At 41.5% G+C, this 14,756-nt stretch carries 15 protein-coding genes; 2 read left to right on the top strand and 13 right to left on the bottom strand.

Annotated elements, in window-relative coordinates:
* The 11 genes from L1264_RS17005 to yceD form a co-directional block, all read right to left on the bottom strand.
* Positions 1 to 894: a DNA polymerase III subunit gene (locus L1264_RS17005; RefSeq protein WP_199526578.1), complete on the bottom strand. Its 894-nt coding sequence runs from the start codon at positions 892 to 894 to the stop codon at positions 1 to 3.
* 1 nt (position 895) lies between these two features.
* Positions 896 to 1,522 carry a dTMP kinase gene (gene tmk / locus L1264_RS17000; RefSeq protein ID WP_199526579.1) on the bottom strand — a complete coding sequence of 209 codons (627 nt, stop codon included), beginning with the start codon at positions 1,520 to 1,522 and terminating at the stop codon, positions 896 to 898.
* 18 nt (positions 1,523 to 1,540) lie between these two features.
* The gene (mltG, locus tag L1264_RS16995) at positions 1,541 to 2,518 is read right to left on the bottom strand and encodes an endolytic transglycosylase MltG (RefSeq protein WP_199526580.1); all 978 of its coding nucleotides are present in this window, start codon (positions 2,516 to 2,518) and stop codon (positions 1,541 to 1,543) included.
* Entirely contained in the window at positions 2,515 to 3,327 is an 813-nt protein-coding gene (gene pabC / locus L1264_RS16990; protein WP_199526581.1) for an aminodeoxychorismate lyase, read from the bottom strand. Before pabC ends, mltG begins: the two co-directional genes overlap by 4 nt.
* A 56-nt stretch (positions 3,328 to 3,383) precedes the next feature.
* Positions 3,384 to 4,622: a beta-ketoacyl-ACP synthase II gene (fabF, locus tag L1264_RS16985; protein WP_135924341.1), complete on the bottom strand. Its 1,239-nt coding sequence runs from the start codon at positions 4,620 to 4,622 to the stop codon at positions 3,384 to 3,386.
* 271 nt (positions 4,623 to 4,893) lie between these two features.
* Positions 4,894 to 5,130, bottom strand: a complete 237-nt coding sequence (gene acpP / locus L1264_RS16980) for an acyl carrier protein (protein WP_016707440.1) — start codon at positions 5,128 to 5,130, stop codon at positions 4,894 to 4,896.
* A 238-nt stretch (positions 5,131 to 5,368) separates the two neighbouring features.
* Complete coding sequence (gene fabG, locus L1264_RS16975) at positions 5,369 to 6,115, bottom strand: 3-oxoacyl-ACP reductase FabG (RefSeq protein WP_063704919.1); 747 nt, start codon at positions 6,113 to 6,115, stop codon at positions 5,369 to 5,371.
* Between the two features lie 11 nt (positions 6,116 to 6,126).
* Positions 6,127 to 7,053, bottom strand: a complete 927-nt coding sequence (gene fabD, locus L1264_RS16970) for an ACP S-malonyltransferase (RefSeq protein WP_235404275.1) — start codon at positions 7,051 to 7,053, stop codon at positions 6,127 to 6,129.
* A 70-nt stretch (positions 7,054 to 7,123) separates the two neighbouring features.
* Positions 7,124 to 8,152, bottom strand: coding sequence for a phosphate acyltransferase PlsX (plsX, locus tag L1264_RS16965; RefSeq protein WP_135924339.1), 1,029 nt, complete (start codon positions 8,150 to 8,152; stop codon positions 7,124 to 7,126).
* A gap of 11 nt (positions 8,153 to 8,163) precedes the next feature.
* Complete coding sequence (gene rpmF / locus L1264_RS16960; RefSeq protein ID WP_036967969.1) at positions 8,164 to 8,334, bottom strand: 50S ribosomal protein L32; 171 nt, start codon at positions 8,332 to 8,334, stop codon at positions 8,164 to 8,166.
* A gap of 10 nt (positions 8,335 to 8,344) precedes the next feature.
* Entirely contained in the window at positions 8,345 to 8,869 is a 525-nt protein-coding gene (gene yceD, locus L1264_RS16955) for a 23S rRNA accumulation protein YceD (protein WP_135924338.1), read from the bottom strand.
* 141 nt (positions 8,870 to 9,010) lie between these two features.
* Here yceD and L1264_RS16950 point away from each other — a divergent pair, with 141 nt between their 5' ends.
* Positions 9,011 to 9,607 (top strand): Maf family protein, encoded by a 597-nt coding sequence (locus tag L1264_RS16950; RefSeq protein WP_235404273.1) that lies wholly within the window; start codon positions 9,011 to 9,013, stop codon positions 9,605 to 9,607.
* Here the strand turns inward: L1264_RS16950 and L1264_RS16945 are convergent.
* Positions 9,555 to 10,247, bottom strand: a complete 693-nt coding sequence (locus L1264_RS16945; protein ID WP_135924336.1) for an HAD family hydrolase — start codon at positions 10,245 to 10,247, stop codon at positions 9,555 to 9,557. The genes L1264_RS16950 and L1264_RS16945 overlap by 53 nt on opposite strands.
* Positions 10,234 to 11,202, bottom strand: coding sequence for a 23S rRNA pseudouridine(955/2504/2580) synthase RluC (rluC, locus tag L1264_RS16940; RefSeq protein ID WP_199526583.1), 969 nt, complete (start codon positions 11,200 to 11,202; stop codon positions 10,234 to 10,236). Before rluC ends, L1264_RS16945 begins: the two co-directional genes overlap by 14 nt.
* A 618-nt stretch (positions 11,203 to 11,820) precedes the next feature.
* On the opposite strand from rluC, the gene rne reads away from it, so the two are divergent.
* The coding region (rne, locus tag L1264_RS16935) for a ribonuclease E (protein WP_235404271.1) at positions 11,821 to 14,756 on the top strand (2,936 nt) is incomplete at its 3' end.

Here is a 14,756-nt window from a genome sequence, read left to right as displayed (position 1 = left end):
CTAATTTTGGCTTTCACGTAATGAAAACGCTAACTTCGAAATGGCCAGCGACATATTTAAACCTAGCACATGCGAGCTATTATACAGAAATTCTGCTATGGCTTGTTGCGCTTTTTGGTAGCTGAAAAAATCCATCCCTAATACTAATTTTTCCTTTAAATGTTCTGTTAAAAACAAAACAAATACATTAATCAAGGTGCTATCTTTGCTAAGGATCTCGACTAAAGCACTGAAATTATCGCTGTCTTTTAACTCAGTTGCAAATTTATAGAGGGAATCTATTGAGTCTAATTGCTTTTCATTATACCAATGCTCAATAAGCATTGGCTGCTCTACAAATAGTTCTAACCAAGAATAATGAGGTATATTAAATTCACCCAACCATTTTTTAGCTAGGCTAGGATTTACCTTTACCTCATGAACTGCACAGCGGCTTAAAATTGTGGCTGGCAATAAAGCCAGTTGTTCACAGGTTAAAAGCAGGTATCGATTTAAACTGGGTTCTTCAAGAGTTTTTAACAAGGCATTTGCAGCTGCGGTAGTCATTTTATGACTGTGTTCAAGTACCACCACTTTATTACCATTTTGAGCTGATGAATGATTAATAAAATCTGTAATTTCACGCACTTCATCAACACCAATAGTTTGGCCTTCAACCTTTACAACTCGCTTGTCGGGATGTGTGTTTGCTCGGTTTAATTGACAGCTTTTACATTTTCCACAGGCAATTAGGTTGTGGGCATTAGAGCACAGTAACGCATCAGCTAACATATCAACTAGCTCACGTTTTCCTACACCGATATCGCCATTAAATAACTGTGCATGATGGAAACGTTGCTGCGAATAGCTTTGAGCTAATTGCTGATATAAAGGTTCAAGCCATGGCAAAGGCATGCTAATTTACACCTTTGAAGAATTCATCAAGCACACTGGTAATAGCTGCATGCACTTCAGGCATGGTTTGATTAGCATCTACTGTTTTGATGCTGTTGTCAGTGCTTGCAATTTCAAGATAACGTTCTCGAGTGCGCTCAAAAAAGCCTAAAGCTTCTTGCTCTATACGGTCTAGTTCACCACGCCCTTTTGCACGTTCAAGACCCACTGCAGGTTCAATATCTAAATATATCGTTAAGTCTGGTTTTAAACCCTTTAACACCATATCAGCTAAAAAAGAAAGTTGCTCTTGTTCAATCCCACGACCACCCCCTTGATACGCTTGCGATGAGAGATCATGACGATCACCTAACACCCAAGTGCCCTTTTTAAGTGCTGGTTCAATGACATTAGCAACCAATTGCGAACGTGCCGCATACATAATTAACAGCTCAGTTTCAGAAGTGACTGTTTCTTGATGAGCCTGTTTTACGATACTACGTAGTTCTTCTGCCATGGGTGTTCCGCCTGGCTCACGCACATTGATAAATTCGGTCTGCTTATTTTCTAAATAAGCTTGGCACACGGCAATTGCCGTTGATTTTCCAGCCCCTTCAAGGCCTTCAATCACTATAAATTTCGCTGTCATATGACTCTATTCTGGTTGTTAATTCAATTGATACTGTTTAACTGCGCGATTATGTTCTTGTAACGTTTTCGAAAATTGATGGCTGCCATCTCCCTTCGAGACAAAATACACGTACTCAGACTCAGGCGGATTAACTGCCGCAAGTAGCGCTGCTTTCGATGGCATGGCTATTGGTGTTGGCGGTAAGCCTTTTATTTTATATGTATTATACGGTGTATACGTTGTTAAATCTTTGCGCTTAATATCACCATCAAAATCCGCACCTATACCATAGATAACTGTCGGATCGGTTTGCAAACGCATGTTGGTTTTTAAACGATTAGTAAATACCGCCGAAATTAATGGTCGCTCAGAAGCAAGACCAGTTTCTTTTTCAATAATCGACGCGAGAATTAAAGCTTCATAGGGTGAGTTTAAAACTAAATCTGGCGCTCTATTTTGCCATGCAGCCTCTAATTCTTGCTGCATTTTGCTGTATGCGCGTTTTAATAAGCCACTGGCACTATCTTCACTATGGTAATGATAGGTGTCTGGGAACAACCAGCCTTCTAAATTTTCTTGCGTGCTACTTATCTGCGAAGCTAAATTTTCTGGATCTAAATCTTGTGTTAAATGAGCTTGTTTTGCTATGTTTGCCACCACTTCACGAAGAGGTTGCCCTTCAATAATAGTGAAACTAAAGCTTACTTGTGCACCTTCATTGATACGGCGAATATTATCAATCACAGCACTTGTATCAAGCTCATACAGACCCGCTTTTAAATCAGTAAGAGTCGGATCTAATTTAGCGAGTACCTGAAATTTAAAGCAGCTATCGAGCCACTGCTTTGCTTGCCATGCTTGGCAGAGTTGATTAAAGCCAGTGCCGCGCTCTACTTTGAATAAAGTACTGTTTTCAACTTTTAACGGCATTTTTAGTGCTGATTGAAGCTGTTGATAGCCAATACCACAACATAGCAATGCTAATAACAGCACGCTAACAATGACTTTTATCACGTATTCTCCTTGGCAAACTGCGCCGCTAATAGCGCGTTACTGCGTACAATATCAAACTGTGTATCAGCAATGCTTGTAACCGGAACCACACCCATTAAACTGTTGCACATAAATACGGCATCCATAGCTAGCAACTCATCCAGTTGGATTGCTTTAAACTCAATGGCTAACTTACCACATAAAGCGTTTAGATAAACCCCTGTAATACCGCAGCCATCTAACTTGGGTGAAACGATTTTACCGTTTTTAATGGCTAATATATTTGCAGCTGAGCACTCAATCACATTATTTTTATAGTCAAGCACCACAACGTCATCACACTCAACAGTATGCATGTGCTTTTTTATAAGTACTTGCTCTAAACGATTTAGGGTTTTTAGTCCAGCAAGTAACGGTTGGTATGCAAGTCTCACGTCACTTATTGCTAATTTAACACCCTGCTGTTGCCAGGATTGATAGTGTAAAACCGCAGGTAATACTGTGATAAGAATTTGGATATTGGGTGTATCTGGTAAACCATAACCACGACCACCTACGCCACGAGTGACGACTATTTTTAAAATACCCGTTTGTGTATCACTAATTGCTTGGTTAACTTCACACTCAATTGCGGTTAAATCTAACTCTGGGAAAAATAGCCTTTGTGCGCATTCTTCTAAACGCGCTTTATGTAAATCCCAGTGCTCAACCTCTGAGTCCACCACTGAGGCAGTCGTGAAAAAGCCATCACCGTAATTTAAGCCACGATCTTGTGTGCTTATTGTGGTGTCTGGTGCGGTTATTTTTATTGTTTGTTTTAATTTACTCATACAAAAAAGCCCAGTTAAACAACTGGGCTCTTCTTTTAGTCCGTTGTTAAAAAGAATTATACCTTTTTAAACAGCAACGAGCCATTAGTACCACCAAAACCAAATGAATTACATAGTGCGTAATCCAATTTAGCGTCACGTGCAGTGTGCGGTACATAGTCTAAATCACAACCTTCATCAGGGTTATCAAGGTTAATTGTAGGGCTTACTTTCTGGTCAACAAGTGACAAGATAGTAATAATTGACTCTACTGAGCCTGCTGCACCTAACAAGTGGCCCATCATTGATTTAGATGAACTTACCATCACATCTTTCGCTGCATCACCAAAAATAGTTTTAACGGCTGATGTTTCGGCTTTATCGCCTGCATTAGTCGATGTACCGTGAGCATTAATATAACCAACTTGGTCTGCATTAACTTGTGCATCGTTTAATGCATTTTCCATCGCAAGTGCTGCGCCTGCACCGTCTTCAGGTGGAGAGGTCATGTGATATGCATCACCACTCATACCAAAACCTACCAGTTCAGCGTAGATTTTCGCACCACGTGCTTTTGCATGCTCATATTCTTCAAGTACGATAACACCGGCACCATCAGCAAGAACAAAACCGTCACGGTCTTTATCCCAAGGGCGTGATGCTGCTTGTGGATCGTCGTTACGTGTTGATAGTGCACGTGCCGCATTAAAACCACCCATACCAATTGGTGTAGATGCTTTTTCTGCACCACCGGCTACCATTGCGTCTGCATCACCGTATGCAATCATACGCGCAGCATGACCAATGTTATGTAAGCCTGTTGTACATGCCGTAACAATTGAAATGTTTGGACCACGTAAACCATGCATAATCGATAAATGGCCCGAGATCATATTGATAATAGTCGAAGGCACATAAAATGGTGAAAGCTTACGCGGACCACTATTTAGTAGTTTAATGTGGTTTTCTTCGATTAACGTCAAACCACCAATGCCAGAACCCACTGCAACACCAACGCGCGTGGCGTTTTGTTCAGTGATCTCTAGACCAGAATCTTGTAGTGCTTGTACACCCGCTGCAATGCCATATTGGATAAACAAATCCATTTTCTTTGCATCTTTCGGTGACATGTAAGCTGATGCATCAAAGTCATTCAGCAAACCTGCGAATTTGGTGCCGAAACTTGAGGTATCGAAATGTGTGATAGTTTGAATACCACTTTTACCGTTTAACAAACCTTGCCAAGTAGATTCAACATCATTACCTAGCGGTGTCAACATTCCTAAGCCAGTTACGACGACTCGACGTTTAGCCACGGGTTGCCTCCAATAAGGAAATTATTTTAGGTAGGTGTAAACCAAATTATACCAATAACGTTATATCGCGTCATTTGAAGAAAAAGCTAAATTAGTAATATGGCAAAAGCTTCATTGTTAGTGATTTTGAATCAGAAACTTCCACTACATTGTTGCTAGGCTTCACCTTCATAATTAGCAATTTTTACTGCTAATTGGTAATAATTAGTATCATTCTATAGATAGACTAAGGGCAGCTAAACGCTGCCCTTAAAAATCAAAATGCGTAAAATTACTCAGCGTGAGCTGTAACGTAATCGATTGCAGCTTGAACTGTAGTGATCTTTTCAGCTTCTTCGTCTGGGATCTCAGTGTCGAACTCTTCTTCAAGAGCCATTACTAGTTCTACAGTGTCAAGTGAGTCAGCACCTAAGTCGTCAACGAAAGAAGCTTCATGTTTTACTTCTTCTTCTTTAACACCTAGTTGCTCAATGATAATTTTCTTTACGCGTTCTTGGATGTCGCTCATTCTTCTTTCCTTTATTAAAAACGCCAATGCGTTATTTTCAGATTGCGGCGTAGTTTACGCCGCATAATTCTGTGATTCAAGGATTTGCTGATAATTACTTATCTGGTCAAACCTCTTGATTGGTATTTGTTCATTTATCGCTTATTTTCATAGCGAATTCAAGTATGTTTAAAGCAAGATCACAAAAAATTCAACAATTTTCGATAATCTTTCGTTAGCAAATTTTTGCCAACTTTCATTAAACCATGTACATCGCGCCATTTACGTGCAATGTTTCGCCTGATACATACGCAGCAGCGTCAGATGCTAAATAACACACTGCAGCAGCAATTTCTTCAGGTTGACCTAAACGACCAGCAGGTACATTTGCAAGCGTAGCTGCTTTTTGCTCATCAGTCAGCTCATCTGTCATGTCTGTTTGGATAAAACCTGGCGCTACTACATTAACTGTAATACCACGTGAGGCAACTTCGCGTGCTAATGACTTAGTAAAACCAATAACACCCGCTTTCGCCGCGGCGTAGTTTGCCTGACCCGCGTTACCCATAGTGCCCACTACAGAACCAATATTAATGATACGGCCATTTTTCTTTTTCATCATAGGGCGTAATACAGCCTTTGATAAACGGAAAATTGAGCTTAAGTTAGTGTCGATGATGTCATCCCACTCACCGTCTTTCATACGCATTAATAAGTTATCACGGGTGATACCCGCATTGTTAACTAATACGTCAATATCACCTAAATCAGCCTTAATTGCAGCAAGTGTTGCCTCAATCGACTCAGGATCGGTTACGTTAAGAGCATAGCCTTTACCGTTGTCACCTAAGTATTCACTGATTTTAGCAGCACCTGATTCGCTTGTTGCAGTACCCGCTACTTTTGCACCTTGTGCAACTAACGTGTTTGCAATTGCTTTACCAATACCACGGCTTGCACCAGTGATTAGGACAACCTTGCCCTCAAGAGAAAATAAATTTGTCATTCTATTCCTACTTATTTCGCTTCATCAATCGTAGCTTGCGTGTTAACCGCAGCGCATACCATTGCTTTATCAATTCGTTTCGCAAGACCCGTTAAAACTTTACCAGGGCCAAACTCATAGCTTTGTGTAATACCTTGTGCAACCAATGCTTGTACTGTTTCAGTCCAGCGTACTGGGCTGTATAGTTGACGTACTAATGCATCTTTAATTGCTTCGCTTGATTGCTCAGCTTTTACATCAACGTTGTTGATTACATCACACTTAGGTGTATTAAATGTTAAAGCAGCTAAATCAGCAGCTAATTTTTCAGCAGCTGGTTTCATTAGTTCACAGTGAGACGGTACGCTAACTGCAAGTGGTAAAGCACGTTTAGCGCCGGCTTCTTTACATGCTTCTGATGCACGCTCAACTGCCGCTTTGTGACCTGCAATTACAACTTGACCTGGAGAGTTGTAGTTTACTGGTGAAACAACGTCACCATTTGCTGACGCTTCACAGGCAACTTTAATTTCATCATCACCTAAACCGATGATTGCAGCCATAGAACCAACACCCGCAGGTACTGCTTCTTGCATGTATAAACCACGGTTCTCAACAAGTTTAACGGCTTCGCTTAAGCTTACAACGCCAGCACAAACAAGGGCTGAATATTCGCCTAAACTGTGACCGGCCATAACAACATCGGCTTCAGGGTTTGCGTCTAACCATTGACGGTAAATAGCAACACTGGCAGTAAGAAGTGCTGGTTGTGTACGATGGGTTTGATTTAATTCTTCTTCTGGACCATTAAGTACAAGTGCAGCGAGATCATAGCCAAGTGCTTCAGATGCTTCAGCGAATGTTGCTTTAGCAATTTGTGAATCAGCTAATAGTTCAGATAACATGCCCACAGCTTGTGAGCCTTGACCTGGAAATACGAGTGCAATTTTATGTGCCATACTTTGCTCTTATAATTAAACAAAAAAATATTCATCAGTAGGCAGCATAACAAGTTTTAACTATGCTGCACTACTTTGTTGTTGGATGTGTTTGCTCAAAAATCGCAGCGATTTTTTCAGGGAGTTGGCGTTCGACTTCCCGCGCGGCTTCATCAATAGCAGCATGAAACGCCTTCGCAGAGGCATTACCATGGCTTTTAACAACAATACCGCGCAATCCTACCAGACTTGCGCCGTTATACTGGTCGGGGTTCACCCGCTTGTAGAGTTTTTTTATCACTGGACGTAATAAAAATGCTAAACACTTGTACAAGAAATGTTTGTGTAAGGCTTTGGTGAGTTTATGCATGATGAGTTTGGCAATACCCTCACAGGTTTTTAATGCCACATTACCTACAAATCCTTCGCAAACTATAACATCGGCTTTGCCACTGAAAATATCACTACCTTCACTATAACCTGTGTAATTAAGATATTTACACTGCTGCATTAACTGTGCAGCCTGTTTTATTCCTTCGTGCCCTTTTATGTCTTCAGAGCCAATATTCAATAAACTAACTCTAGGATTTTCACAACCTAGAGCTTGACCTGCTACCACAGACCCCATGATGCCAAATTGATAAAGTGTTTGTGCATCACAATGCACATTGGCACCTAAATCTAACAAATAGACAGGGTTTTTACGTTCAGTTGGAACAGCAGAAATTAATGCAGGGCGTTTTACGCCTGGAAGCATCTTTAATACATAATGCGCCATGAAAAATAATGCGCCCGTATTACCAGAGCTTACACATGCTTGCGCTTCACCCGATTTAACTAAATCAAGGGCAACTCGCATTGAAGAGTCTTTTTTAGAACGAACTGCTAAAGCGGGTTCACACGCATTAGTAACGACTTCGCTACAATGACGAATAATTAAACGAGGGTGTGAAACAGAATCGAGTGCTTCGAGTTCTTTTAGAATAACCTGCTGATTACCACATAAGATGAGTCTTAAGTTGGTATTCGCATTAACTGCGTTTACTGCAGCGGGGATAGATGAACGGGGGCCGTAATCGCCCCCCATCATATCTAACGCTATGGTTAGATTGGTCAGCATATAGCAATCTCTTAGTTAGAAATTACTTTAACGCCTTTATAGTAACCGTCAGCAGTTACGTGGTGACGACGGTGAGTCTCACCAGAAACTTGATCTACAGTTAAAGTTGGACCACTGATCGCATCGTGTGAACGGCGCATGCCGCGTCTTGCACGAGACTTTTTGCTTTTTTGTACAGCCATTAGTCTTCTCCTAAGAATCTTTCTTAAGTTGTTTCAAAATATCAAATGGATTTGGTTTGTCATCTTTTGCTGCTAATTTACCAAAGCTGGCAGGCTCTGATGAATAACTGCACGAGGTTTCGTTGTGTGTAGGCACTATTGGAATAGCCAAAATCAATTCGTCTTCGATTAACTCAAATACGTTGATTTCACCGTTTTCGTCCAGTTCTACTTCATCGTAACCTGCAGGTAGATGATCTGACTCTGCATCCAAACCAACTGGCGAATACACAAAGTCTTGTTCCAAATCCAACCCTAATTCACCATTGCAGCGTTGACAAGTTACAGTTACATGTGTTGATAAGTTTCCACTTATTACCACTAAACCTTGCTCATCAATTTTGCAATGAATCTTTACCGCTATTTCACCTGCTTCTTCCTGCACAACTTGCTCTAAACGAGAAAGTTTTTCAAGCGGTACAATACCGTCATACGTTAAACGATGTTGTGCTGCTTTGCTGGGATGAAGAGTGATGGGAATTTTCACCTTTTGCATAGGGGCTGCATCATATAGATAGTTAGTAAGTTAGTCAAAGTAAAAAACCATTTTTAGCCGGTTTTTAACGATCTTCTGCTTTGTTTTCGGATTCAATGTGGCTTATCCTTGGCAAAATACAATTTTCATCCAGAATTTATTATGAAACCAACACTTATATTAGCGTCAAGCTCACCATTTAGACAGCAATTATTAACTAAATTCAATCTACCTTTTGAAAGTTTCTCTCCAGATATTGACGAAACCCCTTTTAAAGCTGAAACACCTGAGCAATTGGTAGCGCGTTTAAGTGAACAAAAAGCCCGTGAAGCAATAAAGCATTTTGATGAAGGTTTAGTCATAGGCTCTGATCAGGTTGCGGTATTCAGCAATACAATTTTAGGTAAGCCTCATACTAAAGAGAATGCTATTAAGCAACTATCGACATTTAGTGGCCATACAGTGACATTTTTAACGGGTTTGAGTGTATTTGATATAAAAAGTGGTAAAGCAATTACCACCGTAGTGCCCTTTGATGTGACATTTAAAACACTCACATTTGAGCAAATTAATGCCTATTGTGATGCTGAACAACCATACAATTGTGCTGGAAGCTTCAAAAGTGAAGGGTTAGGTATTTGCCTATTTGAAAAACTCAGTGGCGATGACCCAAATACACTTATAGGCCTGCCACTGATCACATTAACTAAACTACTGGCTGAGTTTGGTGTTGATGTGTTGACGCTGCAAGGGGCGTAGTTAAAACCTGCAATAGTTGTTGGTATGAATCAACAACACATAACGGCGTATGTTTTTGTAACTGCGCCGGGCTATGAGCGCCAAAACTAACACCAATACAGGCAATACCTGCAGCGTTAGCCATTGCCATATCGAGTTGGCTATCGCCAATCATTACGGCATCACGTTTAGCTATGCCCTGCTCGTGCAAAATTTGCTCAAGCATATCCGGTGATGGCTTCGACTTAGCATCATCTGAGCATTTTACATTTACAAAATACTGACCAAGACCTGACTCATTAAGTAATCTGTCGATACCTTCACGCCCTTTACCGGTAGCCACAGCGAGTTGCATGCCAGCCTCGCTTAGCTGCTTTAGCACAGTTTCTACATCTGCAAATAGCGGCGTAGGTGTTACATCTAACTCACGATACTGCGCTTTATAACCAGCCACTAGCTCATCGTTTAAATGTGCATGGGCAGGAAAAAGCACTTCAGCTGCTTTTGCCAGCGACAAACCGATAACATCCTTGGCTTGCTGTTCAGATGGAATATCAATTCCTAATTCACGAGCCGTATTACGCAAACAGTTGACGATTTTTGGCACTGAGTCCATTACAGTGCCATCCCAATCAAAAATAACTAACTTAAACTTGTTCATTATCTGTACGTAGCTTTTTGATACAGTTTTGAAGTGCATTATCTAATGGCGCTTCAACATGCATAGTCGTTTCATTTTTAGGGTGCATAAAACGCAAATCATGGGCATGCAAGAATAAACGATTCAATCCAGTTAACTTATTCACGTACTGATCAAACTCTGCCACACCGTATTTATCATCACACGCAATTGGGTGGCCTTTGCATTGTGTATGCACACGAATTTGGTGTGTACGGCCAGTAACTGGCGATGCTTGTACTAATGAGCATTCAGCATAACGCTCAAGGACACGAAAACGTGTATGCGATGGTTTACCCTCGGTATTATCTACACGCACTACTCGCTCACCTGATTTTAAGGTGTTTTTACGAAGCCCTTCAGTAACGTTTTTAGTTTTCGCATCCCATTGGCCATCAACAAGTGCCCAATAGTTTTTTTCCATGGTTTTTTCGCGCAACTGCTTATGTAAATCAGTAAGCACTGAACGACGTTTTGAGATAAGTAAACAGCCTGATGTGTCGCGGTCTAATCGATGGACAAGCTCTAAGCTGCGCTCTTCAGGACGGAGCACACGTAGTGCTTCGATTAAGCCATAGCTTAAGCCACTGCCACCGTGAACAGCCATTCCTGAAGGTTTGTTGATAACCATTAAATACTTGTCTTCAAACAAAATCGCATCTTCAAGTTGTTTAACTTTATCAAGTTTCTTCGGAACGAACTCTTCCTTTTCAGCGACTTTAATAGGCGGAATGCGAACAACATCGTTAAGTTGTAATTTGTAAACAGGTTTAATGCGTTTTTTATTTACTCGCACTTCGCCTTTACGAAGGATTTTGTAAACTGCACTTTTAGGCACACCTTTTAGGTGGGTAATAAGAAAGTTATCAATACGTTGACCTAGATGGTCTTCACTGATGGTAACAAACGAAACTTGTAAGCCGGTTTTTTCTGACATTGCCTAATCACTGATTTAAGTAAATAATTTAGTTGCTAACCCGGTTGTATTAGTGGGATAATCACCGCTGCGAACATAAGTTTGCAAGTAACAACGGTGCTTTTATCACATTAATACATTCGTGATGCATATTCTGGGTTGCCGATCATACAGATCCGCGCTAAGTTTTCCAAAGCTTTTATAATTACCCAACCAACACGAGCGTTCAATTATCGGCGGTGCGCGTAATATATCGCCTGAATAATTTGAGCACGAATGTTGATTAATGAACATAAAAAGCAATTGAACAAGATAAATTGACTGATAGTGACAACGTAACATCGTCATTCAGAAGCAGCTGTTGTAGCAAGACATTGAATAAAAATTGAAATCTGGTCGACTTCAGGACAAAACTCGTAAATTAAAACCGCAAAAATGCGGCAGTTTTGGCACCAAATAGAATCTAATAACATGACAGCATGTTATTGTCTGCCACACTATACTGATGCTCAATGTAAGCAAACAACCTAGGGTTTTGACTTTACCCAGTCGTGAGACTGCACAAGAATAACCGTCAAATACCACTGAACAGACGATTTTACTTCGTCATGTCAGCGACAAAATTAGTAGAGTAACAATATGAAACGTATGCTAATCAATGCGACGCAGCAAGAAGAAATGCGCGTTGCACTGGTTGATGGCCAGCGCCTGTATGATTTAGACATAGAGAGCCCGGGTCACGAACAAAAAAAAGCAAATATTTACAAGGGTAAAATTACCCGTATCGAACCATCACTAGAAGCTGCCTTTGTAGATTATGGCGCTGAAAGACATGGTTTCCTTCCACTTAAAGAAATAGCTCGCACCTACTTCCCACAAGGCTATACATTCCAAGGCCGTCCGAACATTCGTGACGTAATCAAAGAAGGCCAGGAAGTTATCGTGCAAGTTGATAAAGAAGAGCGTGGCCAAAAAGGTGCTGCGTTAACAACCTTTATCAGTGTTGCTGGTAGCTATTTAGTTCTTATGCCGAACAACCCACGTGCAGGTGGTATTTCTCGCCGTATCGAAGGTGATGAGCGTACTGAACTTAAAGAAGCACTAAGCCGTTTAGAACTTCCTAAAGGTATGGGCTTAATTGTTCGTACTGCAGGTGTTGGTAAGTCTTTTGAAGAACTAGAGTACGACTTAAAAGCATTATTGGTGCATTGGCAAGCTATTCAGCAAGCAGCTGACAGTGGCCCTGCTCCGTTCTTAATTCACCAAGAAAGCAACGTAATATTCCGCGCGATTCGTGACTATTTACGTCGTGATATTGGCGAAATATTAATTGATAAAGCACGTGTATTCGAAGAAGCGAAAGCGCACATTGAGCGTTTCCGCCCAGACTTCATGAGCCGCGTAAAGCTTTATCAAGGTGATGTGCCGCTATTTACTCATTACCAGATAGAAAGCCAAATCGAGTCAGCTTTCCAACGTGAAGTTCGCTTACCATCAGGTGGCTCAATTGTTATTGATCCAACTGAAGCGTTAACATCTATCGATATTAACTCGTCAAAAGCCACTAAAGGCGGTGATATCGAAGAAACTGCGCTTAATACAAACTTAGAAGCAGCAGACGAAATTGCGCGTCAATTACGTTTACGTGACTTAGGTGGTCTTATTGTTATCGATTTCATCGATATGACCCCACCACGTCACCAACGTGAAGTTGAGAACCGTTTAAAAGATGCCGCTCGTCCTGATAGAGCACGTGTTCAAATCGGTAAGATCTCACGCTTTGGTCTACTTGAAATGTCGCGTCAACGTTTACGCCCTTCATTAGGCGAAGCGAGCCAAGGACCATGTCCTCGTTGTAATGGTCAAGGTACGATTCGCTCAAACGAATCAATTGCTCTGTCTATCCTTCGCTTAATCGAAGAAGAAGCAATTAAAGACAATACATCACAAGTTAATGCACAAGTGCCTGTTGCTGTTGCCGCTTACTTATTAAACGAAAAGCGTCGTAGTGTTCAACGCATCGAAAAGCGCCACAACGTTGATGTAGTGATCATTCCTAATCAACACATGGAAACGCCACATTACGAAGTAATTCGCTTACGTAAAGACGAAACAATCGAAACAGTGAGCTACGAGCAAGTTGTTGCGCCTGAGCCAGAAGCATTTGAAATGGCTAAAGCGCCTACAGCACCAGTTCGTGAAGAGCCAGTTTTAAAAGGTGTCGTTATGCCGACTACACCGGCTCCTCAAGCAGCACCTAAAGCTGAGCAAGCGACCCCTGCAGCTAAAAAGTCTGAAGGTGGTTTATTTGCTGCAATTGGTAAGTTCTTCAAATCGTTATTTAGCACTGCTGAAGACGAAACAGAGAAAGAGCAAGAAGAGAAAAAGGCAGCACAAAGACGTAGCAATAATCGTCGCAACAACGATAACCGTCGTCGTAGCAACAATCAGCGCCGTCGTAACTCTCGTAACAAACGCCCTGAAGACGCACAGGCTAAAGAAGAAAATACAAATACTTCAACACCTGAGCAAAAAGAAGGTAACGAAAATCGTAACAAGCGTCGTCGTAATTCTAACAACAGAAAGCGCAATGAAAAACGCACTGATGATGTAGAGCAAACAACAAAAGAAACGGCACAAGAAACACAGTCTGAGCAACCAAAGGAAACTAAACCTAAGGTTCGTCGTCAACGCCGTAACTTGCGCAAGAAAGTTCGCGTTAAAGACGAAAATGCAGATGATGCGAATTCAGTACAAACTAATGAACCGGTAGAGCAAGCACCAAAAGCTGAAAAACCAGCTAAGCCTGCAAAAGAATCGGTTGCAGTTGAGACTGAACAAGCAGAGCAACCAGTTGCTGAATCACAAGTAAAAGCTGAACCAGTGAAAGCTGACGCTGAGCCAAAACAAACAGAGCAAGTTGAATCTGTAGTTGAAGCATCAACTGATGAAGAACAAGCTCAACCTCGTACTCGCTCTCGTCGTTCACCGCGTCATTTACGTGCCGCTGGTCAACGTCGCCGTCGCCCAGAGCAAGACGAAAAATCAAGTGATGCGAAAAGTGACGCTCCTGCGTTTATTCCAGTTGCTGATCAAGCCGCTGCAGAGTATGAAGCTGAGTTAAAAGCAAAGCAGTCACAAACTCAACAGCCAGTACAAGCTGAAGAATCAGTTAAAGCTGAAGAATCAGTTAAAGCTGAAGAACCAGTACAAGCTGAAGAGCCTGTTAAAGCTGAAGAGCCTGTTAAAGCTGAAGAGCCTGTTAAAGCTGAAGAGCCAGTAAAAGCTGACGAACCAGTAAAAGCTGACGAACCAGTACAAGCTGACGAACCAGTACAAGCTGAAGAGCCAGCACAAGCTGAAGAGCCAGTTAAAGCTGAAGAGCCAGTTAAAGCTGAAGAGCCAGTACAAGCTGAAGAGCCAGTACAAGCTGAAGAACCAGTAAAAGCTGAAGAACCAGTAAAAGCTGACGAACCAGTACAAGCTGACGAACCAGTAAAAGCAGAAGAACCAGTAAAAGCTGAAGAGCCAGTAAAAGCTGAAGAGCCAGCTAAAGCTGAAGAACCAGCACAAGC

Source organism: Pseudoalteromonas sp. APAL1, assembly GCF_021532475.1.
GTDB lineage: Bacteria > Pseudomonadota > Gammaproteobacteria > Enterobacterales > Alteromonadaceae > Pseudoalteromonas > Pseudoalteromonas lipolytica_C.
This window is presented reverse-complemented; position numbering and strand designations above follow the sequence as displayed.

Coding starts and splice junctions, on each gene's coding strand:
- rpmF (WP_036967969.1), bottom strand. CDS start 8,334: ATGGCTGTACAAAAAAGCAAAAAGTCTCGTGCAAGACGCGGCATGCGC.
- yceD (WP_135924338.1), bottom strand. CDS start 8,869: ATGCAAAAGGTGAAAATTCCCATCACTCTTCATCCCAGCAAAGCAGCA.
- fabG (WP_063704919.1), bottom strand. CDS start 6,115: ATGACAAATTTATTTTCTCTTGAGGGCAAGGTTGTCCTAATCACTGGT.
- rluC (WP_199526583.1), bottom strand. CDS start 11,202: ATGTCAGAAAAAACCGGCTTACAAGTTTCGTTTGTTACCATCAGTGAA.
- tmk (WP_199526579.1), bottom strand. CDS start 1,522: ATGACAGCGAAATTTATAGTGATTGAAGGCCTTGAAGGGGCTGGAAAA.
- L1264_RS16950 (WP_235404273.1), top strand. CDS start 9,011: ATGAAACCAACACTTATATTAGCGTCAAGCTCACCATTTAGACAGCAA.
- fabD (WP_235404275.1), bottom strand. CDS start 7,053: ATGGCACATAAAATTGCACTCGTATTTCCAGGTCAAGGCTCACAAGCT.
- plsX (WP_135924339.1), bottom strand. CDS start 8,152: ATGCTGACCAATCTAACCATAGCGTTAGATATGATGGGGGGCGATTAC.
- L1264_RS16945 (WP_135924336.1), bottom strand. CDS start 10,247: ATGAACAAGTTTAAGTTAGTTATTTTTGATTGGGATGGCACTGTAATG.
- pabC (WP_199526581.1), bottom strand. CDS start 3,327: ATGAGTAAATTAAAACAAACAATAAAAATAACCGCACCAGACACCACA.
- L1264_RS17005 (WP_199526578.1), bottom strand. CDS start 894: ATGCCTTTGCCATGGCTTGAACCTTTATATCAGCAATTAGCTCAAAGC.
- acpP (WP_016707440.1), bottom strand. CDS start 5,130: ATGAGCGACATCCAAGAACGCGTAAAGAAAATTATCATTGAGCAACTA.